Here is a 23,037-nt window from a genome sequence, read left to right on the forward strand (position 1 = left end):
AGCCGCTGCACTTCAATACCGGCAACCGGGGGTACTTCGGAAATTGCGGATTGGTACGCGAGAGACTGCAACGATAGAACAGGCTGCCCTTGCTGCTTTCGATGATATCGACGTGCGCGCAACTCGCGCACAGACCAATACGGCTAAACGGGTTGTTTGTTTCTTTCGATGTCACAAGCAGGCGATAGTCGCAGCACACTACGCTTTGGGGGCAGATTGCCACAACGCAAGCCGGCAGCCATCAGGGGTTTCGAATACACCATACCATCCCATACCCTCCACCTCCGTCTTCTTTTCTACGATCTTACCTTTCGCCTTCTTGATCTCCTTCAGTTTTGCGGCAACATCGTCCACTTCGATGTAGACGATTGTCTGGGGGCGTTTTGGCATTTTCTTGACTAACTCGAATCCGCCGTTTGGGTGGCCTCCGGTGTGAAAGAGTGTGTACTTCAGTTCGGGATGATCGGTGAACGTCCAGCCGAAGACAGTGCCGAAGAACTTCTTCGCTTTCTTGATGTTGGTGGTCGGAATTTCTACGTGACCGAAACGATGCATGGGGAGCCTCCTGTTGATTAGAATATCTGAACTAATTCAAGCTTATCGGATTCAACCTATTCCATCATGGGCACTTTCACACCAAACTTCTTTGCATTATCCAGCGCCCGTTCATATCCTGCGTCCGCATGGCGCACGATACCCATACCGGGATCGTACGTCAATACGCGTTGCAGCCGCGCTTCCGCTTCCTTCGTCCCGTCGGCAACGACAACCATTCCTGCATGAATCGAAAGTCCCATCCCCACACCGCCGCCGTGATGCACGCTCACCCAGCTTGCACCGCCGGTTGCGTTGAGCAGCGCGTTAAGAACCGGCCAATCAGCAATGGCGTCACTGCCATCTTTCATCTTCTCTGTTTCCCGGTTGGGAGAAGCAACGGAGCCGCAATCAAGATGGTCGCGGCCTATCACGATCGGCGCCTTTACTTCGCCGCGGGCAACAAGATCATTGAAGATTTTTCCCATCTTCGCTCGCTCGCCGTACCCAAGCCAGCATATGCGGGAGGGAAGGCCTTGGAAGTGAACCTGCTTTTGCGCCTTCTCAATCCACCGACACAGCGGCTTATTGTCGGGAAAGGTTTCCATGACTGCCCTATCGGTTCGGTGGATATCTTCGGGGTCGCCGGACAAAGCCGCCCACCGGAACGGCCCTTTGCCATCGCAAAAAAGGGGACGAATGTACTCCGGCACGAAGCCGGGAATGTCAAACGCATTCTTGAGTCCGTTGGCAAACGCTTCACCGCGGATATTGTTGCCGTAGTCGAACGTTACAGCGCCGCGCTTCTGCAAACCAAGCATCGCTTCAACATGCTCGACAATCGATTGTTGCGCGAGCTTCACGTAGCGTTGCGGATTTGATTTTCTGAGATCGAGAGCTTCTTCATACCTCATATGGGCGGGAACGTAGCCGTTCAGCGTGTCATGCGCTGAAGTCTGATCCGTCAAGACATCGATGTCGATTTTTCGTTCATACAACTCACGAAGCACTTCGGCCGCATTGCCTAGCAGCGCGACGGATTTTGCCTGCTTCAGAGCTTTTGCCGTTTGCAGTGTCAGAAGCGCCTCGTCCAGCGATTCCGACATCTCATCAACATACCCCGTCTTGAGACGTTTCTCGATGCGTGAGCGGTCGACTTCGATGGCCAGACACGCTGCGCCGTTCATTGTCGCCGCAAGTGGCTGAGCGCCGCCCATTCCGCCGAGACCCGCTGTCACAAGAAGCTTTCCGGCAAGCGTTCCGTCGAAATACTTGTCCGCACACGCGGCAAACGTTTCGTACGTTCCCTGCAAAATCCCCTGCGTGCCGATGTAAATCCAGCTTCCGGCAGTCATTTGCCCGTACATTGTAAGCCCGAGCGCCTCAAGGCGACGGAACTCATCCCACGTAGCCCATTGGGGAACGAGCATGGAATTGGAGATGAGAACACGCGGCGCATTCTCATGCGTGCGGAAAACGCCAACGGGCTTTCCGGATTGAATGAGCAGCGTTTCGTCATTTTCCAAACTCTTCAGGCTCTTTACGATTGCATCAAAACAATCCCAGTTGCGCGCGGCCTTGCCGACGCCGCCGTACACAATGAGTTGTTCAGGTCTCTCAGCAACGTCGGGATCAAGATTGTTCATCAGCATCCGCAGGGCGGCTTCTTGAATCCAGCCTTTACAGGAAAGCGTAGTGCCACGCGGTGCTCGGATTGTTCTTTTGCTTTCAGTGACGTGTTCTACTTCTGTCATCATAGTATCCACATAGTCATCATTAGTAATAGAAAGATCCATGAATATCAATTGACTGAAATCTTCATCAATACCAATAATCCCTTCTACAACTTGTATCCGATCTTCCTCAGCAGTTCTTTCCTTTTCACGATATCTTCATCCGTCTCAATACCCTTTGTCTTCACGCCATCAATCACGCCGAGAATTCCTCTCCCTTCTTGTGTTTCAGCGATAATAACTTGAGTGGGATTTGCTGTAGCACAATAGATACGGCAGACTTCATGCACGTTCTTGATGGTGTTGAGAATGTTGATAGGAAACCCGCTTTCCAGCATGATGATGAAGGTATGTCCGGCAGCAAGGTTCATTGCGTTCTTCTGCGCAAGCTCGATCAGTTTTTGATCATTCCCTGCAAAACGAACAAGCGCCGGTCCCGACGCTTCACAAAAGGCAATACCGAACTTCATAGCCGGATTTGTTTGCACAATCGCCTCGTAGAGATCTTCCACGGTTTTGATAAAATGGGAATGACCGAGGATGAAATTCATATCCTCCGGTTTTTCCACAGCTACAATGGTCAGTTCCATGGCACATCAGAGAGCAAAGTTTAACAACTTGACAACTTCCGGTGTCACCAGCCAACGCAATTGCCCCTCTCCCGTCAATTGCAGATGAACACATGCAATGGCTGCTGTTTCCATCGCCACGGTGGCTGCTTGGTTCGGCGACACAAGATAGGAGATGAACATACTGACGTCGGGCTGATGCCCGATGAGAACGATACCTGCAGTCCCCGACATCGGTGCGATCTCTTCATACAATGATCGCGGACTGAACCCCGGCTCAAGGTTTGGCGATGTTGCCGCTTCGCGTTTCAGTTCACGCCCGAAGATCTCGCCTGTTTCCACTGCGCGCACGAGGGGGCTTGTTAGTACTGCCTGAATATCAATATCAAGATGCGCGAGCATGCGTGCCATCATCGTGGCGTCGGACCGGCCACGCTCGCTCAGCGTCCGGTCAAAATCGCTGCGAATATCCCCCCCGACCGACACTGCGTCCGCATGGCGTACAATGTAGAGTTTCACGGCGTTCCCCTGTTGAGTGGATTGACGTTACTGAGAAAGAACGATTCAGGCCTTCTTGCGCGTAGCAGATTTGCGCGCCTTCGCGTATCCCGGCTTGATAACATCGTAGATGATCCGGATACGACGATTGTACGGAATGAATGCGCTTTTCATTGAGTTGATCGTAATCTTTTCCAGTTCATTCAGTCCGAGTTTGAACACGCGATGGGCAATACCAAGTTCCTTCGACATCGTGGTGTCACTCATCAGCCGGTCGTCGGTGTTGAGCGTAACACGAAACTTATAGCGGTAGAGTATGCCGAACGGATGCTCTTCAAGTGATTTGACCGCCCCGGTATCAACATTGCTTGTCAGGCAGATTTCCAACGGAATACGCTTGTCGAGAATATATTGTGCAAGATATCCCATCTTGACGATTTTGGTCGGATCCTTCTTGTCGAGTCCGATATCCTCGATAAGCCGTGTTGCGTGCCCGATACGGTGCGCGCCGCACCATTGAATTGCCTGCCAGATGCTTTCCTTGCCGAACGCTTCTCCCGCATGAATTGTAATGTTGAAATTCTCACGCTGGATGTAATGGAAAGCATCGACATGCTTCTTCGGCGGAAATCCGCCTTCTTCGCCGGCGAGATCGAATGCAACAACGCCGCGTTCCCTGTAATCAACCGCAAGCTCCGCCATTTCCTGGGAGAGATGCATGTTTCGCATCGCGCAGATGATCAATCCATATTCCACCCCAAAATCCCTTTTCCCCCGCTCCAAACCCTTGAGTACTGCGTTGACGACTTCGTCCCAATGCAGGCCATTGTCCGTGTGAAACACGGGGGCAAAGCGGGTTTCAACGTACACAACGCCGTCGTCACGCATATCTTCCATCATTTCGTACGCAACGCGCTCAAGCGCCTCTTCCGTTTGCATTACGCCGCAGGTGTGTGCAAAGCCCTCAAGGTACAACGGTAAACTGCCGCGTTGTGCGCCGCGATGAAACCATTGCGCCAAATCGCCGGCGTTCTTTGTGGGCAGTTTAGTGTAACCCGAGTCGTTGGCAAGCTCGATGATTGTTTGAGGACGAACTCCTCCATCAAGATGGTCGTGGAGCAAAACCTTGGGCAGCGTGCGTATGAATTTATCAGAGAGTTTCATGGTGTTGTGATGTCGAAAACGGATTGGACTTTAGATCAAGGTAACGAGATGAGGGCTGAAAATCAACGAGGCGAAAATGCGGAGCAGCGAATGAGGAAACCGGAATAACGAATTTACTTCAACTCCTCCACGCCCCACTGCTTCATTCGCTCAAGCAGAATGTGGTCGGTAAGCTCGTACTTCACCGGTGTAACGGAAACGTAATTTTCCCGAATGGCAATTTGATCGGAATCGGGGTCGGTATCAATCACATTCATGTTGCCTGTCAACCAGAAATACTCGCGGTTGGCGGGATCGCGACGGACATCAAACCGATCCTCCCAGGTGGAAATTCCCTGCCTGGTGATCTTCACTCCCTTGATTTCCTCCTCGGAAACAGCCGGAACATTGACATTGAGAAGAGTTTTTGGGGGAAGGCCCTGCTCAGCGACGAGCAAAGCAAGACGTGTCGCGAACTTCGCGGCATAGGAAAAATCCTGACTCTGATAGGATGTGAGTGAAACAGCTACGGACGGGATACCAAGGATCGTTCCCTCTGTTGCAGCGGACACGGTTCCGGAGTAGATAATGTTGATGGCAGTATTCGAACCATGATTGATTCCGGAGATCACCATGTCCGGCCTTTGCTTGAGCAGAAACTTCACGCCCAATTTCACACAATCGGCTGGCGTACCTTCAACAGCATGTCCGAAGAAGTCGTTATTCTTGTGAAACGGAAACACACGCAACGGATAGTTCACTGTGATGGCATGACCCACGGCGCTTTGTTGCGAAGCGGGCGCTACAACCGTAACATCGGCAATTGCTTTGAGGCCGTGAACAAGGGCGAAAATCCCCTCAGCATGAATTCCATCATCGTTGGAAACAAGAATGTTGAGTTTCTTCATGGGAGAGATCAGTAGCTTTCCTCTTTCGACGGGAAATCATCCGATTTCACGTCGCGTATGTATTGGCGAAATGCGCCCCGCATCATCTCGGCCAGCTCGGCATACCGTCGCACGAATCGCGGCTTGAATTCCTCCGTCAGGCCGAGCATATCGTACACCACCAGAACCTGTCCGTCACAATGCCGCCCTGCGCCAATCCCGATTGTAGGAATAGGAATCGATTCTGTCACTTTCCGTGCGAGCTTGCCCGGTATTTTTTCGAGAACAAGCGCAAAGGCTCCGGCGTCAGCCAGAACTTTCGCATCGCGCAGCAACTGATCGGCTTCGTTCTTTTCCGTTGCACGCACTTCATATGTCCCGTACTTGTTGATGGCCTGCGGCATCAAGCCGAGATGCCCCATCACTGGAATGCCAATCTTGACGAGATGCTGTACGGTTTCTGCAATATACTCGCCACCTTCAAGTTTCACAGCCCCTACGCCAACCTCCTTCATGATGCGGCCGGCATTTCTAACGGCTTCTTCCTTGTTGTTTTGATATGTCATGAACGGCATATCGACAACAATCAGCGCATTCTTGACAGCACGCTTGACTGCGTTCGCGTGATAAATCATATCGTCCAGCGTAACGGGCAGCGTTGTGACGTTCCCCTGAACAACATTCGAAAGCGAATCGCCGACAAGTATGATTTCTATTCCCACCTGATCGAGCAATTGTGCCACAAGAAAATCGTACGCCGTCAACATCGTGATCTTCTCTCCGGTCCGCTTCATGTCCATCACCGTCTTGGTGGTTACGACACGCGGTTTTGATTGCGGGGTTGATTTAGGCACAGGCGGACTCGAATTCTTGTAGTAGGTTGTCCGGCTGGACGAATTTCACATTCCACTCACGTTGAAACCCTTGTTGCAGGCACTCTGCAAGTTCGTTTACTGATATTTCGGCGTTCCGGATTTCGGCAAGCTCGACCGTTTTCTCCCGTAATTCCTGAGCAAGTGATTCTCTCACTGGTTCACCGGGCAGAAGAAGGTATTTCATGAGACCGCGGTGTGCAGGACCAATCAGGATGGAACCGTGCTGCAACACGACTTCGGCTCCTGTTTCGTGATGCCGGAAACGACGCTGAGCGCTGCCGACGAGCTTTCTGCCATGCCATTCGATTTCGTAACGGGCAGAAGCAGTGAAACAGGGAATTGAAGACGGATTCTTATAGTGTTCACGGAAGTCCGGCTGCGAACGGCTGAGAGTTGCATCAACTCCGAACAGACGAAGGCCATGCACCAGCGCTTGACTGATATGATTGTAGATTTCCAGGACGCTTCTTCCTTCCGAGAACATGGCAACGCTGTAGGTCAATTCTTCAGCATGAAACACGGCTCGACCGCCGGTCGGGCGACGAACAACATCGATGTTGTCGGCCGTACACCGATCATGATCGATCTTCTCAACATCCTGATTGAATCCAAGCGAAATGGCCCACGGCTTCCATTGAAAGAGTCGAACCGTCGGGACGCCGGTACCGGAGAGAAGGGAACGCGCAAGCAATTCATCGAACTGCATGTTGTAAGAACCGGTGTTCACCCCCGTGTCTATAAACCGCCAATCGGCACTCATTCTTCGGCAATCCTCAAGAAACAATTTCCCCGTTTAATGCAGGTCACGATGACGGGTGATGATTCCGCGCTTGCTCTGTGCTATGAAATCAAGAACTTTCTGCACTTCGGGAACCTTCATCAGGCTCGCATCTTCCTTTACTTTCGCCACGGCTTGGGACACATTAAGCCCCGAGTTGTAGATGATGGAGTATGTTCTATCGAGGGCCTCAATCGCTTCACGGGAAAATCCGCGGCGACGGAGTCCCACGGAATTCAATCCTGCAAACACAAGCGGCTCGCCCGCGGCACGGACAAACGGCGGAACGTCCTTCGGCACACGCAGTCCCCCGCCAATCATCACATGCGCGCCGATACGCACGAACTGATGCACCGGCGTTATGCCTCCGATAATCGCAAAATCATCAACGTGAACGTGGCCGGCAAGCATTGCGGCATTCGACATGATAATGTTGTTGCCAAGCACGCAATCGTGCGCAATATGGACGTATCCCATCAACAAATTATCACTCCCGATTACCGTCTTCCCCGTTTCCACGGTACCGCGATGCAGGGTTGCATACTCGCGAATGACATTCCTGTCGCCTACCTCGCACGTTGTGGGTTCGTCTTTGTACTTCAGGTCTTGCGGAACATGCCCGACAATTGCGCCATGATGAATCCGGCAGTCCTTGCCAATCCGGGCGCCTCGTCCGATAAGCGCATTGGACGCAATGGAAGTTCCCTCACCAATAACAGCCCCCGCTTCAATAACGGCAAACGGGCCAACTGTCACATCATGTCCGAGTTCCGCTTTTGGATTGACATCCGACCGCGGATCAATATGTGTTGCCATACATTCCTGGATGGTTCAAGAATAGTTGGAGCAGATGAAGGAAGTTTTCTATCAGTTCACGTTGCGTCCGGCGGGAATTGTGCTGCCTTCCTTGCTTCCGTTGCTGGAGTTGTTCTTTTCTTGCCGGTCGACAATTGATGCCATCATATCCGCCTCGGCAACAAGGTTGCCATCGACGTAGGCTCTTCCCGCCATTTGACAAATACGACTCTTGCGGCTTGTCATGGTCAACTCGAACACCAGTTGATCACCAGGCGTGACTGGTTTTCTGAACTTCGCATTGTTGATCGCCATGAAGAACACGAGTTTGTCTCCCGGGTTCTCGACGCCGTTCAGAAGAAGAATGCCGCCGCATTGCGCCATAGCTTCAATGATCAGCACGCCGGGCATCACCGGTTGGCCGGGAAAATGACCTTCAAAAAACGGCTCGTTGATTGTCACATTCTTGACGCCGACAATCCGTTCATCGATTGTAAAATCAACGATCTTATCAATCAACAGGAACGGATAGCGATGAGGGAGGATTTTCTTGATGGCATTGATATCGAAGACGACGCCCTCTTTTCGTTCGTACTGGAATTTCTTTACCAGCTTCTTCTGCTGGTAGAGTTTGCGGATGATCTTTGCAAACTCGATGTTGCTCGCATGTCCGGGGCGCGCCGCGAGAATCTGCGCTTTGAACGGAACGCCGATGAGCGCCAAATCGCCCATCATATCCAGTAACTTGTGCCGTGCAGGTTCGTTCTTGAAATGCAGAGGCCTGTTGTTCAATACGCCGCTTGTTCCGAGAATGACGGAATCTTTTATTCCAAGCTTTTCAGAAATGCGCTTGATCTCGCCGTCGCCCAACTCACGATCTACAATAACAATCGCGTTGTCGAGATTGCCGCCTTTGATGAGGCCCTGACTGTGCAGCATTTCTACTTCATGCAAGAAACAAAACGTACGGCACGGGGCAAAATCAGTCACGAATTCTTTTTCCAGATTGAAGAGCCCGCTGTGCTGGCTGCCGAGGGCGGGATTGTGATAGTCGACCATCACGGTGATTCGGTAGTCATCTGTTGGCAGAGCGACAATGTCGACACCCTTTTCTTCGTTGCGATATTCGACCGGCTGATCAATAATGAGGTAATCTTTCGGAGCATCCTGCCGTTCAAAGCCTGCTTTCAGAAGAAGATCAACATACGGCTTTGCACTGCCGTCGCCGATCGGCGGTTCGTTGGCGTCGAGTTCAATCAGGCAATTGTCAACCTGCATCCCGACCAGCGCCGCAAGAACATGCTCGACTGTATGAACCCGGGCTTCGCCGATGGCAATGGTTGTTCCGCGGGCAATATCAACAACGTGATCAACAAGAGCGGGCACTTCGGGAGAGCCGCCCAAATCAATCCGCTTGAAGCGAATGCCGGAATTCTCGGGCGCGGGTCTGAACGTCATCGAACAGATGCTTCCGGTGTGCAGCCCGACGCCGCTCATCGTTACCGGTTGTTTGATGGTCCGTTGTTGAACTAGCATAGTGTCTCCGACAGAGAAATTCTTGGGATGAAAGGCCGCGGCCGCTTATGATTCTTGCTGAAGTTGCTTGATGATCTCTTCAAGATGCGCAACGCGTTTCTGTAACTCGCGTACAGTCACAATCAGATCGGGAAGTTGCGTCGCGGCACCCTGGATGCGGAATGCCTCTCGCTGCGGATATGCAGGATATCCGAAGATGGTCGTGTTTGGTTTTTCGACTGAACGGTGAACACCGGATTGCGCGCCAATCTTCGTACCGTCGGCAATCGTGAGATGTCCCGTGAGGCCGACCTGTCCGCCGAGCATGCAGTTCTTGCCGACTTTCGTGCTGCCGGAAATCCCTGCCTGTGCAGCACTTACGGTATTCTCCCCGATCACGACATTGTGTGCAACCTGGATGAGGTTATCAAGCTTGACACCGCTCTTGATACGTGTTTCGCCGAGCGTTGCCCGATCGACAGCACAGTTTGCCCCGATCTCCACATCATCCTCAATCACAACAATTCCACGTTGCGGAATTTTCTCGTATGTGCCGTCGGGCTTCGGCGCAAATCCGAATCCATCGCTGCCGATTGTCGTGCCCGAATGAATGATCACGCGTGCACCGATGACACAGCCGTAATACACGGTCACATTCGGGTAGAGAATCGTATTGTCTCCAATCCGTGCATCGTCGCCAATCACAACGTTGTGCGAGAGTATGACGCCATCGCCAACATGAACACGCTCGCCAAGGACAACATGCGCCCCTATTCGAACGTCAGCGCCCAGTGTTGCACTGTTTGCAATAACTGCAGCGGGATGAATACCGGGAGGCAACACGTCGTGCGGCGGCCTGAAATGTTGCAGAACCTTGAGAAACGAAACGTACGGGTCCTTGACGCGCACAAGGGCCGGCTTCGTGCCCGCCCCTGCCTGCAGATCATGTGCAACAATAACCGCCGATGCCTTCGTTGTTTCAACGAACTTCTGGTACTTGGGATTGGCCAGAAAGGTAATGTCTCCCTCACCGGCTTCTTCAATTTTTGCTACCCGCCGGATGTCGATGTCGTCATTACCGTCAATCTCCGCGTTCACCATCACTGCAATATCACGGAGCTTCATTCTCGTCACTGTAATGTTACTTGCCGAAGGATTGCATACGCCGCAACACGGTCTCGGTCAGATCGTACTTGCTTGTCGCGTACAGCAACAGAATGTCGCCGCTCTTGTCGAAGATGTAGTCGAAGTTGTCATCCTTCGCAATATCCTCGAGAACTTTGAAGATTTTGTTCTGGATCGGCTTCATCACATCATTCTGCTTCTGGAACAATTCGCCGTTCTGTCCGAATTTTCTGTTCCGGTAGTCGGAAATTGACTGGTCGAGTTCACGAAGCTCGCGTTCTTCTTTTGCGCGTGATTGTTCCGTGAGAATGAGCTTGCGCTTGTCGTACTCGTCGTATTTCTTTTTCCAATCGGCCTGCATCTTCTGCAATTCGGCCTCCCAGTTTGCCACCAATGCATCCAACGTTCTCTGGGCATCGACGGCTTCCGGCAGGTTCTGCATGATTGCTTCGGAGTTGATGTGGCCGATCTTCATTTGTGCGAAGCCTGCGCTTGCCGCATACAGGAGGACGAGCGCCGCAACGAGGTGTTTCATCATCACATCTCCCTTCAATTCGGAAAGTTACTTACCCGTCTTCAATCTGTCGATTACTTTGAACGTCAGGTCCGAGGCAGGCTCGCCGTAGAGCAATACACGTACGTTGTCCGTCTGGTCAAACACAAACGAGTATTTTAAATCCTTGGCAACGCGTTCAATCGCTTTGAGAATCTTCTCCTTGACGGGATTGAGGATCTTTTCCTGCTGTTTTGCCAATTCGCCGTCGTTGCCAAGCTTGTCCAATTTGTACTCGCGGAGTTGTTGATCCATGTCGTAGATCTCCTGCTGAGCGGTTCTCTTTGCGGCATCGTTCATCACGGCTTCTTTTTTCTTGTATTCATCGAGCTTGTCCTGAATGACTTTTTCTCGCTTCTCGATTTCGTCCTGAATCGGCTTCGCGGCCGCTTCAAGTTTACGCTGAGCTTCCTTCGCTTCCGGAATTTCCTGGAAAATCTTCGTTGAGTTCACGAAGCCGATTTTCTGCTGCGCAAATGCGGACGAACCGGCAGCCAACGCGAGCGACACACATAATGAGAGAAAGAATTTGTTCACGATTACCTCTGACTGATTATGGATGTGATGAGATTATATACGATGGTGAATCCCTTAGAATCCCCGTCCGAATACAAAGTGGAATTTCCAACCGTCCGGCTGGCCATCCAAGGGCAAAACGTCATCAAAACCGAAACCGTAGTCGAAGCCGATCAACCCGATAGGGTTGATTTGCAATCGGGCTCCGAAACCGGCCGACCGTTTCAGGTTGGCAAAATCCGCCTTCTGCCATCTCTCCCACACATTGCCGCCCTCAACAAAGCCGAGAATGTAGATAGGAATCGGATTGATGGCGAGGGCGAGCCGAAGTTCCGCAGTCTGCCTCGTCATGGCGCGGCCGCCGAAGATGCGTCCCAACTGGTCGCGAGGCCCGATAGACTGATCTTCATATCCGCGCAACGCTGTGGTTGAAATGTATCCGAGGCCTGTGCCGCCCATGTAGAATCGATCGTTGAACGGAAGTCCGGCCGACTGCCCGAACTCACCGACATAGCCGAATTCGGAACTCAGATACAACGCCACCCGGCTGCTGTTGAACAGGGGCACGTACCACTCCGAGTTCAAAATCCATTTGTGGAAATCCACGTTGCCCGGAAGCAGCGGCCCGCCGGACATTTGAATGGAGAGCGAGAAGTTCGAACCGTAGGTCGGGAACACGGGATTGTCGATACTGTTCCGCGAAATGATTTGCGTAATGCTCACCTGCGTGTATTTGCTCAAGCCCACGTCAATGAGCGGATAGTCTTCTGCAACACGCTGTCCCGTCAAAATCCAGTCGCCGCGGAAGTAATCATCCGGCCAGCGGAAACGGCGCCCGATACGCAACGATCCGCCTGTACGCTCCGAGTTATACGTGTACCTGATTTTTGTGCTGTACAGGCTGACGCCAAACGTGGTGGGCGAGTCAAACAACCACGGCTCGGTGAACCCGACGGTGAATGTTCTGTATTGCGACTCGGTGCCGAACTGCCATTCGAAATTCAAAATCTGCCCGGCGCCTCCCGAAAGCGGCTCGGCAATCGAAAAATTGTTGATGGTAAATCCGAGAGCGCCCGTTACGCCGAATGCTCCGCTGTACCCGATCGAGGCATTGATGTTATCACTCGATTTCTCTTCGACGGAATACGTCAAATCAACGATGTTATCTTCCGGATGAATGTACGTGTCGGGATTGATCTTCTCCGGGTTGAAGTAATTCAGCACCGACAACTGTCGGATGCTGCGGATGATGGCGGCACGATTGAAGAAGTCGCCGGGGCGTGAATACAGTTCACGCCGTATGACCTTGTCATGGGTTTTTGTGTTGCCTTTGATATCGACCCGCCCGATGACGAATTTGTTTCGTTCGTACACTTTAATGCGGATATCAACACTATCCTCGGCAACGCGGGTCTCTTCAGGTTCGAGATTGAAGGCGAGATAGCCGTTGTTCAGATACAGAGAGGCAACGTCTGTTTGTGATTCGTTGCCGCGCAGATTCTGCTCGAATTTCTCCTGATTGTACACATCGCCCGGCTTCATACCGAGCTGTTCGTTGAGAATTTCGTCAGAATAGACTGTGTTACCTTCCCACGCGATGTTCCGGATTTTGTATTGCGCCCCTTCATGAACATCAATGCGGATGTTCATATTCTTCTTATCTTCACTATACCAAATCGAATCACCAATCACCGACGCATCGCGGTAGCCGTTTTTCTGATAGAACTTCACAATAAGTTTCTTATCGTCCTCATACTTCTTCCTGTCGAATTTGTGTGACGAGAAGATTTTCCACCAACGGGCCTCGGCGATTTCCTTCATTGCCCCCTTCAAGTCTCCGCTATCGAATGCTTCGTTTCCGGAAAAATAAATGTTGCGGACTTTGACGTACGGTCCTTCATCGATATCCACCAACAGGTTGACGCGGTTTTTGCTGGTATCCAGTTGTTGCGTTGAGACCTTCACGTCGGCAAGCATGTGCCCTTCTTCCTCATACATCTTCAGAATATCTTTCTGAATTCTTGTGAGGTCGTGCGGAGCAATCACTTGCCCGCGAACAAGCGCCATTTTCTTTTCGAGTTTGTCGGTGCTGATTTCGTCGCTTCCGGATATAACCGTCTCCTCGTAGCGGGGAAGCTCTGTGACGCGGATTGCAAGAAATACTCCTTCTCCAACCCTGCGGTCGATAACAATCTGAACATCCGAAAATATTTTCAATTGCCACAATTTTCTGACGGACTGCCCGATTTTATCGCCGGGAAGAGTAAACTCATCGCCTACCCGTAAACCTGAATTGGCAATAATCGCTGAAGGCTCCGCGAGGGAATTGCCTTCCACCGAAATGCCGAGAATCTTCAGTACTTCCTGGGTTTGGGGTAAACGTTGTGCGAAAAGGTGGGTAGAAGAAATGACCATGACAATCCCCGCTGCCGCCAACGCCAACACTCTCTGCTTCATGCTTTACGGTCCTGTTACACTCTTGATAAGTCTGTTGAAGTAGCCGTCGCGGTTCAACTGTTCACTGACCATGCCGAAGCGCCGCTCGCGCTTCTGGTAGCTGCGGATTGCTTCGTAGAGTTCCTCGCGGCGAAAACCCGGCCACAGTTTGGCGGTGATGAACATTTCGGAATAGGCAAGCTGCCACAACAGGAAATTACTAATACGAAATTCTCCGCTCGTTCTTATCAACAAATCGGGGTCGGGAACGTTCCCAGTAGAGAGATACGACCCGATCAGTTCCTCGGAAATCTGCCCTTCGGCGAACTTGCCCGAATTCAGATCGGCAACAATTCGCTTTACGGCCTCTGTAATATCCCACCGGCCGCTATAACTCAAGGCGAGAATCAGCGTGAGGCCCGTATTGTTTTTCGTCTTTGCGATGTCGTCGATCAACTCGTTCTGGACTTCCGCGGGGAGCTTCGCAATATCGCCGATTGCCTGGATGCGGACGTTGTTCGTATGAAGCCGGTCCGTTTCGTCTTTCAGCGCCCGTAAAAGGAGCCGCATCAGCAGCGATACTTCTTCCTCCGGACGTTTCCAATTTTCGGTTGAAAAGGCGTACAAAGTAAGGTACTTCACGCCCAACTGGCCGCAGGCTTCAACGGTATCGCGGACGGATTCGACGCCTTCGTTGTGTCCGGCGATGCGCGGCATACCGCGTTTCTTGGCCCATCGGCCATTTCCGTCCATGATGATTGCTATGTGCCCCGGAATTTCGCCAGAACGTTTCAGCGCTTCCTGCAACTTCAAATCTTCGCCGGTCGCCTGCTGAGGTCCTTGAGACAAAGGTTGGAATCTCCCGTTGGAATAAAAATGAATCGCCGATTTATGCAAATCGGCACAAAAATCTAACCTTATTCTGAAAGAAAGTCAAGGTAATGAAAATGGCACAACCGTTGCAAGAATGCAAGATTCTCTCGCTTCGATCAGCCACTTTGTCCGATTCACATTACGCCGATGGGCGGAATTTGCTCTTTTTCTTCCGTTGCAGCATTTCCCCGAAGCTGCGTTTGTCCCAAATGCGCTTTTTCTCTTTGGAAGGCTGTTGCGACTGGAAGTTTGGTCGCTTGTACTTGCGCTGCGGGTACATTTGCCTTGACGTGTTGGTCACATTCGCCTGACTGAATGTGTCATCCCGGGATTCGTCAGTCTGACGTTCAACCTTTCGTCCTGAGACAGTCAGGCCCGACTCCTCAAGATTCTTAGATCGAGATGCGTGATTTCTTTGAGAAGTGAATTCCGACGCCCGTACGCGCCGCTGTTTGACGTTCGATACGCCGTAGGCATGCCTGCTCGTTGACGAGCGCTCAGCCTTTTCGTGCTGCGGCACATCCTCGATCTTTACTTTCACATACCCGATATCGTTGGCGCCTTTGAGTACAATACTCCCCTTGTAAGTGAACAGTACCCGCTGAAAGAACCCGCGTTCTTCGCCTGTGGCAACGAGCGAAATGGCCTCACCCTTTTCACCGGCACGCGCCGTCCGCCCGATGCGGTGCGTGTACGTTTCAACATCGCGAGGAATTTCGTAATTGTAGACATGCGTAATATCGTCAATATGAAGCCCTCGCGCCGCCACATCGGTTGCAACAAGTACATTGAATTTCTTCTGGCGGAATTCCGCTGTCACCCGTTCACGCTGGCCTTGGGTCATATCGCCGTTCAGACATCGTGCGTGAACGCCTTCACGCGAAAGCTGTTTTGCAATCTTTGCCGTAATGTGCTTCCGGTTGCAGAAAACAAGAGCAAGATCGCGCTCGAATTTGAGGAGGTGAATGAGAAGATGAAGCTTCTGATCGGGAGTCGTTTGATAATACGTCTGACGCAAAAATTCCGGTTTCACGGAGGAAGCCATCTGTACGTGCTTCGGGTCTTTGAGATACTTCCTGCTCAGCGTGACAATTTCCTTCGCAAGAGTTGCGCTGAACATGAGCGTCTGGCGCTCCTTCGAAACCTTGTGCATGATGGTTTCGATATCCTTGATGAAGCCCATGTCGAGCATTCTATCCGCTTCATCCAGAACAAGCGTGGTAATCTTGTCGAGTTGCAGCATTCCTCTGTTCAGCAAGTCGATCAGGCGGCCCGGGGTTCCGACAATGATATTGGTTCGGGTGAGTTTCCGGGCTTGTTCTCTGATGGACATTCCGCCGTAGATGGGCGTTATGCCGAGATGTTTGCCGTGCGAGAATTTCACAAATTCCTGGGCTATCTGAACAGCAAGCTCACGCGTCGGACACACGACGAGCGTGTGCAATCCATCGCGCCGGTTAGTCCGTTCAATAATTGGAATTGCAAAACTTAATGTTTTGCCCGAACCTGTTTCGGATTGTGCAATCACATCCCTGCCTTCAACAATAGCGGGGATGATTTCTTTTTGAATCGGTGTCGGCTCGGTGATGCCGCGTTGGTTTAGCAACGCAACCATCTCTTTGCTCAACTTCAATGATTCTGATTTCATGTAGTACTTTCTTGAAAATTGCCACGTAGACACAAAGACATTCAGTTGTAGGCTGATCCGCCGAAGGCGGAAAAGGAGTGCGCAAAAGAGAAGCTTGGTTAAGGATGGATGACCTTACAATAGAACCTTGATGTCCCGGTGCCTTTGTGGCGAGCTTTTCTGCGCGGTCAAAAAGAAAATCCCGGTCTGCGGTTAAACAGACCGGGACTTCTGTTCAGCGAGTGTGGACTTGCTGTTAGATTTTGCTGACGTTTGACGCCTGAAGGCCTTTCGGGCCTTTCTCGACATCGAACTCAACCTGGTCACCTTCATTCAGGTTCTTGTAGCCGTCGCCGGCAATTGCCTTGTAGTGAACAAACACATCTTCACCACCGGCACGCTGAATGAAACCGAAGCCTTTTGCTCCGTTGAACCATTTTACTGTCCCTTTTTCCATTGGAAAAGGTTCCTTCTGTTGTGTGAAACAAATCCGCTGTCAGCGGACACGATACGATACAGCCAGCTTTGTGTGCCTTTTCCCGAAGGGATGCCCGTAGGCAAAACAGAAAATCGCAGCCGTCGTTACGTCACGGTTGCGATTGCTGCTTTGTTTCTGAAAGCGAAACCTGTTCTGATGGAATCGAACAGTAAAAGCTCAACAACGATGTACTGTTTTTGACGCACACATGATAGCGTAAACGCGGGCCAATAGCAACAACTATTTTGTGAATTGTGATTAACAATACGAGAAAGACGCGTACTGCGTCGATTTCGCCAAGTCTATCCCAGAATCGCCAGCAAAATTCCCGCTGCAATCGCTGTCCCGACAACGCCCGCCACGTTCGGTCCCATCGCGTGCATCAGCAAATAGTTCTGCGGATTATACTCCTGCCCGACATTATGTGAGACACGGGCCGCCATCGGCACGGCGGAAACGCCGGCTGACCCGATCAGCGGATTCACTTTCCCTCCGGTCACTTTGTACATCAGCTTGCCAACCAACAGTCCGCCGATCGTGGAAAAACTGAATGCGACCACGCCGAGTGAGAGAATCTTCAAGGTATCCCATCGTAGAAACACATCAGCCGCCATGGTCATACCGACGCAGGTTCCAAGAAAGAACGTGACAATGTTAATCAACTCATTCTGCGCCATGTTTGTGAGGCGTTCGACTACGCCACTCTCTTTCAACAAATTTCCTCCCATCAACATGGCAAGCAACGGGGCTGCAGGCGGAACAATGAACACCCCGACAACCGTCACGGCGAGCGGAAAGATGATTTTGATTTTCTTGGAGACGGGTTTGGGCGTTTCCATCACCACAAGTCTTTCCTTCTCATTCGTGATCCATCGCATGAGAGGAGGCTGAATCAGCGGAACAAGCGCCATGTAGGAATAGGCAGAAACCGCAATGGGCCCGAGCAAATGCGGGGCAAGCTTGAGTGAGAGATAAATCGCCGTCGGCCCGTCCGCTCCGCCGATGATGCCAATTGCTGCCGCCTCTTTCAGACTGAATCCGAGAGCAACAGCAGTGAACAACGCCGTAAACACGCCAAACTGTGCCGCCGCCCCAAGCAGAAATGTTTTGGGATTCGCGAGCAGAGGGCCAAAATCCGTCATTGCTCCGATGCCGAGGAAAATCAGCGGGGGGAAAATCTCCAGCTCAATTCCTTTAGAGATATAATAGTACAACCCGCCAATCTCCTCACCGTGCGGCGCGGCAAGGAGTCCGCTTCCGGGCAAGTTGGCAAGAAATGCGCCGAAGCCGATAGGCAGCAGCAATAATGGTTCAAAGCCATGACGAATCGCGAGATAAATGAGTAGCGATGCAATGGCAAGCATCGCCATCTGGCCTCCTGTCAACTGCCAGAAGCCCATGCCGAGAACGAATTTTTCCAGATGGTCTAACATCGAGGTCCCGGGCTATTCAAAGGTCAGCAATACACGCCCGGCTTCAATCGTGTCGTTCACTTTTACTTTTATGGATTTGATTTTTCCTGTTTGCGGCGAAGCAATGTTGGTTTTCATCTTCATCGCTTCAAGAACAAAAAGAACATCGTTCACTTTCACGCTCTGTCCTTCCTTCACAGGAATTTCGAGGACAACGCCGTTGATGGGTGAAGTAAGCGATTTCTTATCACCGGCACTCGGCTTTGTCTTTGCCGGCAGTGGCGTCGTCACTGGAGTGACATAGCTGTCCATCGTTCGGACAGGAGGGCGAAACGGCGGCTGAGCCTGAATCACATCGTCATCCTGCACAACTTCCACGTCAACTTCATAACGCTTGCCGTTTACGGTGATCAGGAGTTTTTTCATGATTTATGATTTCCTTTTTGAAATTGCGTGTGATGCCATCACATTCAGTCTTCCGGTTACAGCCCATGAGGCACCGGCAGTTTTCTGATTGAGGAACTGGACTTTCTTCACAACAACACTTTTGTGAAGCGCCGTCGCGGCAGCGGCCGAAAGCAGGGCGATCAACTCGTCGTTGATCTCATCCTCCACCTGATGCGACTCCACCTTTTCCGCATATCTTCTGATTTTCCACTTGTTCAACTTTTCATCCGCCCAGCGAAAAAACCAGATCATCCCTGCAAGAAACACGAGAGACGTGAATACGCCCGTCATTCCGACAAGCATGACGAGAAGGCTTTCGAGTATTTTTTCCATTCTTAGCTGTGAGAGAGATCTACAAGGGAATCAACCCGTGTTTCTTCTGCGGGCGCAAATCACGCTTGCTGCGCAACGATTCGAGCGCAACGGCGAGATATGCCCGCGTTTTCTTCGGCTCGATTACTGCGTCAACCAGCCCTTTGCCTGCGGCCATGTACGGCGTCGAGAATTCTTCTTGATATTTTTCTATCAGTTCGCGGCGTTTTGCCTTCGGGTCGGGGGCGTTCTTGATCTCATTTCTAAACAGAACACTCACAGCGCCCTCGGCTCCCATCACCGCAATCTCCGCCGTCGGCCACGCGGCAACGCGGTCGGCACCGAGACTCTTTGCACACATGGCGAGATATGCCCCGCCGTATGCCTTGCGGACGACAATCGAGATTTTGGGAACGGTTGCCGCAGAGAAGGAGAATAACATCTTTGCGCCGTGACGGATGATGCCGCCGAACTCCTGTTCGACACCCGGCAGAAATCCCGGCACATCCACAACACTGATGAGCGGAATGTTGAATGCGTTGCAGAAACGGATGAACCGCGAGGCTTTGTCCGATGCATCAATGTCTATTGCGCCGAATTTTTCAATCGGCTGATTTGCGACGATGCCGACAACCCGTCCGTTCATTCGCGCAAACGCCACGATGATGTTCTTCGCGTAGTGGCCGTGAACCTCGAAGATCGTGTGCGGGTCAAAGACGCGATGCAGAATGTCGAACATATTGTAGGGGTCGCGGGGATCGTCGGGAACAATCCTGTTCAACTCTTCGTCCTCAATCATCAGCAGTTCGCCGCTGCTGTGCGATGGAGGATCCTCCGTATTGTTGGCGGGAAGATAACTGAGCAAGGTTTGGGCAATTTCGATTGCGTCGGCATCGTCGCGGGCAATAAAATGAACGTTGCCGCTTGTCGCCGCCTGCACCAACGCGCCGCCAAGTTCCTCGGCAGTAATTTCTTCGCCGGTTGCCTGCTTGATCACTTCCGGTCCGGCGATGAACATTTGGCCGGTATCTTTCACCATAATGATGAAATCCATCAACGCCGGTGAATATGCCGCGCCGCCTGCGCATGGCCCTGCAATAATAGAAATCTGCGGAACAACGCCGGAGAGAAGTGTATTGTAGTAGAAGATGCGTCCGTAGCCGCGTAACGAGTCAACTCCCTCCTGAATACGTGCCCCGCCACTATCATTGATGGCTATGTACGGAGCGCCGGCCTTAAGAGCCATGTCCATAATTTCACAGATCTTCTTCGCGTGTACGCCGCCGACACTTCCCCCCATCACCGTAAAATCCTGGGATGAGGCGTACACAAGTCTGCCGCCGATTGCGCCGAGCCCTGTCACGACGCCGTCTGCGGGGATATCTTTTCCCGCCATCCCGAACGACGTGGCATTGTGTCGCGCAAAACGGAATAACTCATCGTAAAAGCCGTTGTCGTATAACAAATGCATCCGTTCATGCGCCGTCATCTTGTTCAACTTGTGCTGCGTCTCGATTTTGTCGAGGCCGCCGCCGAGATTGACTTGCGCGTTTTTCTTTTTGAGAAGTTCAAGTTTTTCAGCTACAGTCAACATATCAATTCCGATTCATGGTTTTTCGCACAATTCCGTCAGCACGCCGCCGGTGGATTTCGGATGGAGAAAGGCAATATGCAATCCCTCCGCCCCTTTGCGCGGCTGCTTGTCGATCAGTTGAACCCCCTTGGATTCAATTTCGTTCAATGCCTGTTGAAGTCCGTTCACCGCGAATGCAATGTGATGAATACCCTCTCCCTTTTTCTCGATGAATTTCCCGATCGGGCCTTCGGGGTCGGTGGTTTCCAGCAGTTCAATTTTCGTTTCGCCGACCATAAAGAACGCCGTCTTCACTTTCTGATCTTTCACTTCTTCAATTGCGTAGCATTTCAGGCCGAGCACTTCTTCATAGTATTTGATGGCGGCATCCAGGTTTTTTACTGCAATGCCGATATGTTCGATGTGAGTAGGTTTCATTTTCATGCCTTCCGGGTCAGACCACGCGGGATTCTCATCATAATGTGAGATGGTGTTGAAAAGTTCAGCGCTTAGTACAGGCTTTCTCCCTCGTCAATCTCAACATTCATACCAAGCCTGTTTCCTCGATTCGGGAAGATGCTACAAGATAGCATTCTCAGGGATGAGAAAGAAGCAGATGAAATGGGAAACTGCAACACCCGCAGGGTCAGAACCGTTGCGTGAACGTCACCGAGCCGACGTATTCGTTGAACTTAAGATTGGAAAGCGAGCCGCCGTTGAAGTTCGTCATCCCGAAACTGAGTCCGACCACCGATGATTGTGTCAACTGGTAGTTTGATGCGATCGTGTTGCGAATTGATGTGCTTGACTTCACAAACGAGGCACTGGATGCGAGAGTGGTAATGAGCTTGTTTTCGATTGCGCGGTTCTGGACGGCAAGCCCGTATGTTTGCGTTGTCTGACTGCCGAATGAACCAAGATTGTAATGTACAACGCCCGCAGTAGGCGAGACTGTGAACGATATTCCAAGCGGGATCACCGTACCTAACGTTGCCGAATGCGTCGTTGATTTCATCCCTGCACGCAACGGAGAATCATCGCCCGATTGTTGGTAGATGTAGGCGAAGGTCACAGCCTGCAGAAAGGAACCCGGCGTAAACACGAAAATCTGATTCGTGCCGAGTGTCAAACTGGAGAAAGCAACACGCGTCGTGTCGTTCGGCGAGCCGTTGTCCATATTCAAATAGTTGGCAAGAATGTTGGAAGTCCAAAGCGACGCGGGGCGGAACGTCACATTCGACGTGTACATGTTTCTGACCGTTGTAAACGTTTTTTGGTTCAGAAGATTATCGTTTTGGCGCGTGTAGCTGACCGCCACCGACCAATCAGCAATTCTGAAAGAAGGAGCAATCAGAAACTCTTGCTGATCATTCAACAGATATGCCGTTCCGAGCGAGTTGTATCCCGACCCGATGTATTTGTATCCCCCTTTCACATTCACATTCCCGACATCGACAATCATCTCGGATGTTACCGCAACATCAATATTCGATGTGACGTTTGCGCGATACAGCTTGTTGATCGGGCTGGGAATTTTCAGCGTCGTATCGGCGGTAACACGCATATCCCGCGTGAACAATCCGACCGTTGCATCCGTTTTCCATTGAATCGTGTTCTCGAAGAGTTTGAGATTTGCCAGAATGCCGGCGACGAGGTTCTCCTGCGGCGTGACTTCGAATCTCCGCGGAGGAGTGAGAGATGGATTGGATGAGTCGATAGCAACCGTTTGACTGCTTGCAGGAAGTGATGAAATCTCATCCCTTACGCGGAGAAACAGAAGATCAACATATCCGCCCGCTTCGGTTCCTATACCGATTTTGCCGCCGTAAAGGTAGCGGTCGAATGCGCCGTTGTCGGCACCTCCGCCAACCGCCCGCTTCGTGAATCCTCCGATGGCAGATAGTCTGAAAATTCCGGGATTGATATTGAACGCACCGCCGCGAATCATAATGCCGTTCAATGTATAATCCGAATACGTTTCGCTAAAATCTCCAACGTGGGCATTCCCCCACTTCCACGTGGGATGAAGTCCAAGTTGGTTGATGTTCTGCCGTGCCGCCGTTCCTTCGGTGGAGAGGAGAATGTCAAAGTTGAGAGAAAGAGCGTCAAAGAAGGTCAACGTCGGGCGGATAAACAGCCGCCCTGTTGTTGACGGACGGCGGCGATCCTGTCCGTTGATGCTGTACCATTCGCCGTACGTGCCGATTTCGCCTCCTAACTTCACCGCCCGTTCGAGAAATGTTGAGGAGTCCGGCGGTGATTGCGTGTGGGCAGTTGACGTGATCAATGCAAGCACGAGTGTGACTGCAATTCCCCCCGCTATTCGATATTGAGCCATGACGTCCTTTCCTCGCGGTG

General features: G+C 51.6%; 23 protein-coding genes. All 23 read right to left on the reverse strand.

Features of this window, described 5'->3' with window-relative positions:
• Positions 1–198: 198 nt before the first annotated feature.
• Positions 199–555, reverse strand: coding sequence for a VOC family protein (locus KF749_07095; protein ID MBX2990918.1), 357 nt, complete (start codon positions 553–555; stop codon positions 199–201).
• 56 nt (positions 556–611) lie between these two features.
• Positions 612–2,288 carry a urocanate hydratase gene (hutU, locus tag KF749_07100; protein MBX2990919.1) on the reverse strand — a complete coding sequence of 559 codons (1,677 nt, stop codon included), beginning with the start codon at positions 2,286–2,288 and terminating at the stop codon, positions 612–614.
• 86 nt (positions 2,289–2,374) lie between these two features.
• The gene (locus tag KF749_07105; protein MBX2990920.1) at positions 2,375–2,857 is read right to left on the reverse strand and encodes an adenosine-specific kinase; all 483 of its coding nucleotides are present in this window, start codon (positions 2,855–2,857) and stop codon (positions 2,375–2,377) included.
• Positions 2,858–2,863: 6 nt separating this feature from the next.
• Complete coding sequence (sixA, locus tag KF749_07110) at positions 2,864–3,355, reverse strand: phosphohistidine phosphatase SixA (GenBank protein ID MBX2990921.1); 492 nt, start codon at positions 3,353–3,355, stop codon at positions 2,864–2,866.
• 45 nt (positions 3,356–3,400) lie between these two features.
• Entirely contained in the window at positions 3,401–4,498 is a 1,098-nt protein-coding gene (locus KF749_07115) for an adenosine deaminase (GenBank protein ID MBX2990922.1), read from the reverse strand.
• A gap of 113 nt (positions 4,499–4,611) precedes the next feature.
• The gene (gene surE, locus KF749_07120; protein MBX2990923.1) at positions 4,612–5,385 is read right to left on the reverse strand and encodes a 5'/3'-nucleotidase SurE; all 774 of its coding nucleotides are present in this window, start codon (positions 5,383–5,385) and stop codon (positions 4,612–4,614) included.
• Between the two features lie 8 nt (positions 5,386–5,393).
• Positions 5,394–6,164, reverse strand: coding sequence for a 3-methyl-2-oxobutanoate hydroxymethyltransferase (gene panB / locus KF749_07125; protein MBX2990924.1), 771 nt, complete (start codon positions 6,162–6,164; stop codon positions 5,394–5,396).
• Positions 6,165–6,210: 46 nt separating this feature from the next.
• Entirely contained in the window at positions 6,211–6,999 is a 789-nt protein-coding gene (locus tag KF749_07130; GenBank protein MBX2990925.1) for a lipoate--protein ligase family protein, read from the reverse strand.
• A 33-nt stretch (positions 7,000–7,032) separates the two neighbouring features.
• Positions 7,033–7,833, reverse strand: coding sequence for an acyl-ACP--UDP-N-acetylglucosamine O-acyltransferase (gene lpxA / locus KF749_07135; GenBank protein ID MBX2990926.1), 801 nt, complete (start codon positions 7,831–7,833; stop codon positions 7,033–7,035).
• 51 nt (positions 7,834–7,884) lie between these two features.
• Positions 7,885–9,348, reverse strand: coding sequence for a bifunctional UDP-3-O-[3-hydroxymyristoyl] N-acetylglucosamine deacetylase/3-hydroxyacyl-ACP dehydratase (locus KF749_07140; GenBank protein MBX2990927.1), 1,464 nt, complete (start codon positions 9,346–9,348; stop codon positions 7,885–7,887).
• 45 nt (positions 9,349–9,393) lie between these two features.
• A complete protein-coding gene (gene lpxD, locus KF749_07145; GenBank protein MBX2990928.1) occupies positions 9,394–10,452 on the reverse strand; it encodes a UDP-3-O-(3-hydroxymyristoyl)glucosamine N-acyltransferase in 1,059 nt (352 codons plus the stop codon).
• 16 nt (positions 10,453–10,468) lie between these two features.
• Complete coding sequence (locus KF749_07150) at positions 10,469–10,987, reverse strand: OmpH family outer membrane protein (protein ID MBX2990929.1); 519 nt, start codon at positions 10,985–10,987, stop codon at positions 10,469–10,471.
• Positions 10,988–11,014: 27 nt separating this feature from the next.
• The gene (locus tag KF749_07155; GenBank protein ID MBX2990930.1) at positions 11,015–11,542 is read right to left on the reverse strand and encodes an OmpH family outer membrane protein; all 528 of its coding nucleotides are present in this window, start codon (positions 11,540–11,542) and stop codon (positions 11,015–11,017) included.
• 54 nt (positions 11,543–11,596) lie between these two features.
• Complete coding sequence (gene bamA / locus KF749_07160; GenBank protein MBX2990931.1) at positions 11,597–13,978, reverse strand: outer membrane protein assembly factor BamA; 2,382 nt, start codon at positions 13,976–13,978, stop codon at positions 11,597–11,599.
• A 3-nt stretch (positions 13,979–13,981) separates the two neighbouring features.
• Entirely contained in the window at positions 13,982–14,710 is a 729-nt protein-coding gene (locus tag KF749_07165; protein ID MBX2990932.1) for an isoprenyl transferase, read from the reverse strand.
• A 259-nt stretch (positions 14,711–14,969) separates the two neighbouring features.
• Entirely contained in the window at positions 14,970–16,478 is a 1,509-nt protein-coding gene (locus tag KF749_07170; protein MBX2990933.1) for a DEAD/DEAH box helicase, read from the reverse strand.
• 235 nt (positions 16,479–16,713) lie between these two features.
• The gene (locus tag KF749_07175) at positions 16,714–16,914 is read right to left on the reverse strand and encodes a cold-shock protein (protein MBX2990934.1); all 201 of its coding nucleotides are present in this window, start codon (positions 16,912–16,914) and stop codon (positions 16,714–16,716) included.
• 323 nt (positions 16,915–17,237) lie between these two features.
• Positions 17,238–18,368 carry a sodium ion-translocating decarboxylase subunit beta gene (locus KF749_07180; GenBank protein MBX2990935.1) on the reverse strand — a complete coding sequence of 377 codons (1,131 nt, stop codon included), beginning with the start codon at positions 18,366–18,368 and terminating at the stop codon, positions 17,238–17,240.
• Positions 18,369–18,380: 12 nt separating this feature from the next.
• Complete coding sequence (locus tag KF749_07185) at positions 18,381–18,773, reverse strand: biotin/lipoyl-binding protein (GenBank protein ID MBX2990936.1); 393 nt, start codon at positions 18,771–18,773, stop codon at positions 18,381–18,383.
• Positions 18,774–18,776: 3 nt separating this feature from the next.
• Positions 18,777–19,127: an OadG family protein gene (locus KF749_07190; GenBank protein MBX2990937.1), complete on the reverse strand. Its 351-nt coding sequence runs from the start codon at positions 19,125–19,127 to the stop codon at positions 18,777–18,779.
• 19 nt (positions 19,128–19,146) lie between these two features.
• A complete protein-coding gene (locus KF749_07195) occupies positions 19,147–20,700 on the reverse strand; it encodes an acyl-CoA carboxylase subunit beta (protein ID MBX2990938.1) in 1,554 nt (517 codons plus the stop codon).
• Between the two features lie 12 nt (positions 20,701–20,712).
• Positions 20,713–21,117, reverse strand: coding sequence for a methylmalonyl-CoA epimerase (mce, locus tag KF749_07200; protein ID MBX2990939.1), 405 nt, complete (start codon positions 21,115–21,117; stop codon positions 20,713–20,715).
• Positions 21,118–21,325: 208 nt separating this feature from the next.
• On the reverse strand, positions 21,326–23,017 hold the full coding sequence (locus KF749_07205) for a hypothetical protein (protein MBX2990940.1): 1,692 nt from the start codon (positions 23,015–23,017) through the stop codon (positions 21,326–21,328).
• Positions 23,018–23,037: the final 20 nt, after the last annotated feature.

Source organism: Bacteroidota bacterium (assembly GCA_019637975.1).
Taxonomy (GTDB): Bacteria; Bacteroidota; Ignavibacteria; order UBA10030; family UBA6906; genus CAADGV01.

Coding starts and splice junctions, on each gene's coding strand:
- KF749_07180 (MBX2990935.1), bottom strand. CDS start 18,368: ATGTTAGACCATCTGGAAAAATTCGTTCTCGGCATGGGCTTCTGGCAG.
- mce (MBX2990939.1), bottom strand. CDS start 21,117: ATGAAACCTACTCACATCGAACATATCGGCATTGCAGTAAAAAACCTG.
- KF749_07095 (MBX2990918.1), bottom strand. CDS start 555: ATGCATCGTTTCGGTCACGTAGAAATTCCGACCACCAACATCAAGAAA.
- KF749_07205 (MBX2990940.1), bottom strand. CDS start 23,017: ATGGCTCAATATCGAATAGCGGGGGGAATTGCAGTCACACTCGTGCTT.
- KF749_07105 (MBX2990920.1), bottom strand. CDS start 2,857: ATGGAACTGACCATTGTAGCTGTGGAAAAACCGGAGGATATGAATTTC.
- KF749_07170 (MBX2990933.1), bottom strand. CDS start 16,478: ATGAAATCAGAATCATTGAAGTTGAGCAAAGAGATGGTTGCGTTGCTA.
- hutU (MBX2990919.1), bottom strand. CDS start 2,288: ATGACAGAAGTAGAACACGTCACTGAAAGCAAAAGAACAATCCGAGCA.
- lpxD (MBX2990928.1), bottom strand. CDS start 10,452: ATGAAGCTCCGTGATATTGCAGTGATGGTGAACGCGGAGATTGACGGT.
- KF749_07130 (MBX2990925.1), bottom strand. CDS start 6,999: ATGAGTGCCGATTGGCGGTTTATAGACACGGGGGTGAACACCGGTTCT.
- KF749_07195 (MBX2990938.1), bottom strand. CDS start 20,700: ATGTTGACTGTAGCTGAAAAACTTGAACTTCTCAAAAAGAAAAACGCG.
- KF749_07165 (MBX2990932.1), bottom strand. CDS start 14,710: ATGGACGGAAATGGCCGATGGGCCAAGAAACGCGGTATGCCGCGCATC.
- KF749_07175 (MBX2990934.1), bottom strand. CDS start 16,914: ATGGAAAAAGGGACAGTAAAATGGTTCAACGGAGCAAAAGGCTTCGGT.
- bamA (MBX2990931.1), bottom strand. CDS start 13,978: ATGAAGCAGAGAGTGTTGGCGTTGGCGGCAGCGGGGATTGTCATGGTC.
- KF749_07115 (MBX2990922.1), bottom strand. CDS start 4,498: ATGAAACTCTCTGATAAATTCATACGCACGCTGCCCAAGGTTTTGCTC.
- panB (MBX2990924.1), bottom strand. CDS start 6,164: ATGGACATGAAGCGGACCGGAGAGAAGATCACGATGTTGACGGCGTAC.
- KF749_07190 (MBX2990937.1), bottom strand. CDS start 19,127: ATGGAAAAAATACTCGAAAGCCTTCTCGTCATGCTTGTCGGAATGACG.
- KF749_07150 (MBX2990929.1), bottom strand. CDS start 10,987: ATGAAACACCTCGTTGCGGCGCTCGTCCTCCTGTATGCGGCAAGCGCA.
- surE (MBX2990923.1), bottom strand. CDS start 5,385: ATGAAGAAACTCAACATTCTTGTTTCCAACGATGATGGAATTCATGCT.
- lpxA (MBX2990926.1), bottom strand. CDS start 7,833: ATGGCAACACATATTGATCCGCGGTCGGATGTCAATCCAAAAGCGGAA.
- KF749_07185 (MBX2990936.1), bottom strand. CDS start 18,773: ATGAAAAAACTCCTGATCACCGTAAACGGCAAGCGTTATGAAGTTGAC.
- KF749_07140 (MBX2990927.1), bottom strand. CDS start 9,348: ATGCTAGTTCAACAACGGACCATCAAACAACCGGTAACGATGAGCGGC.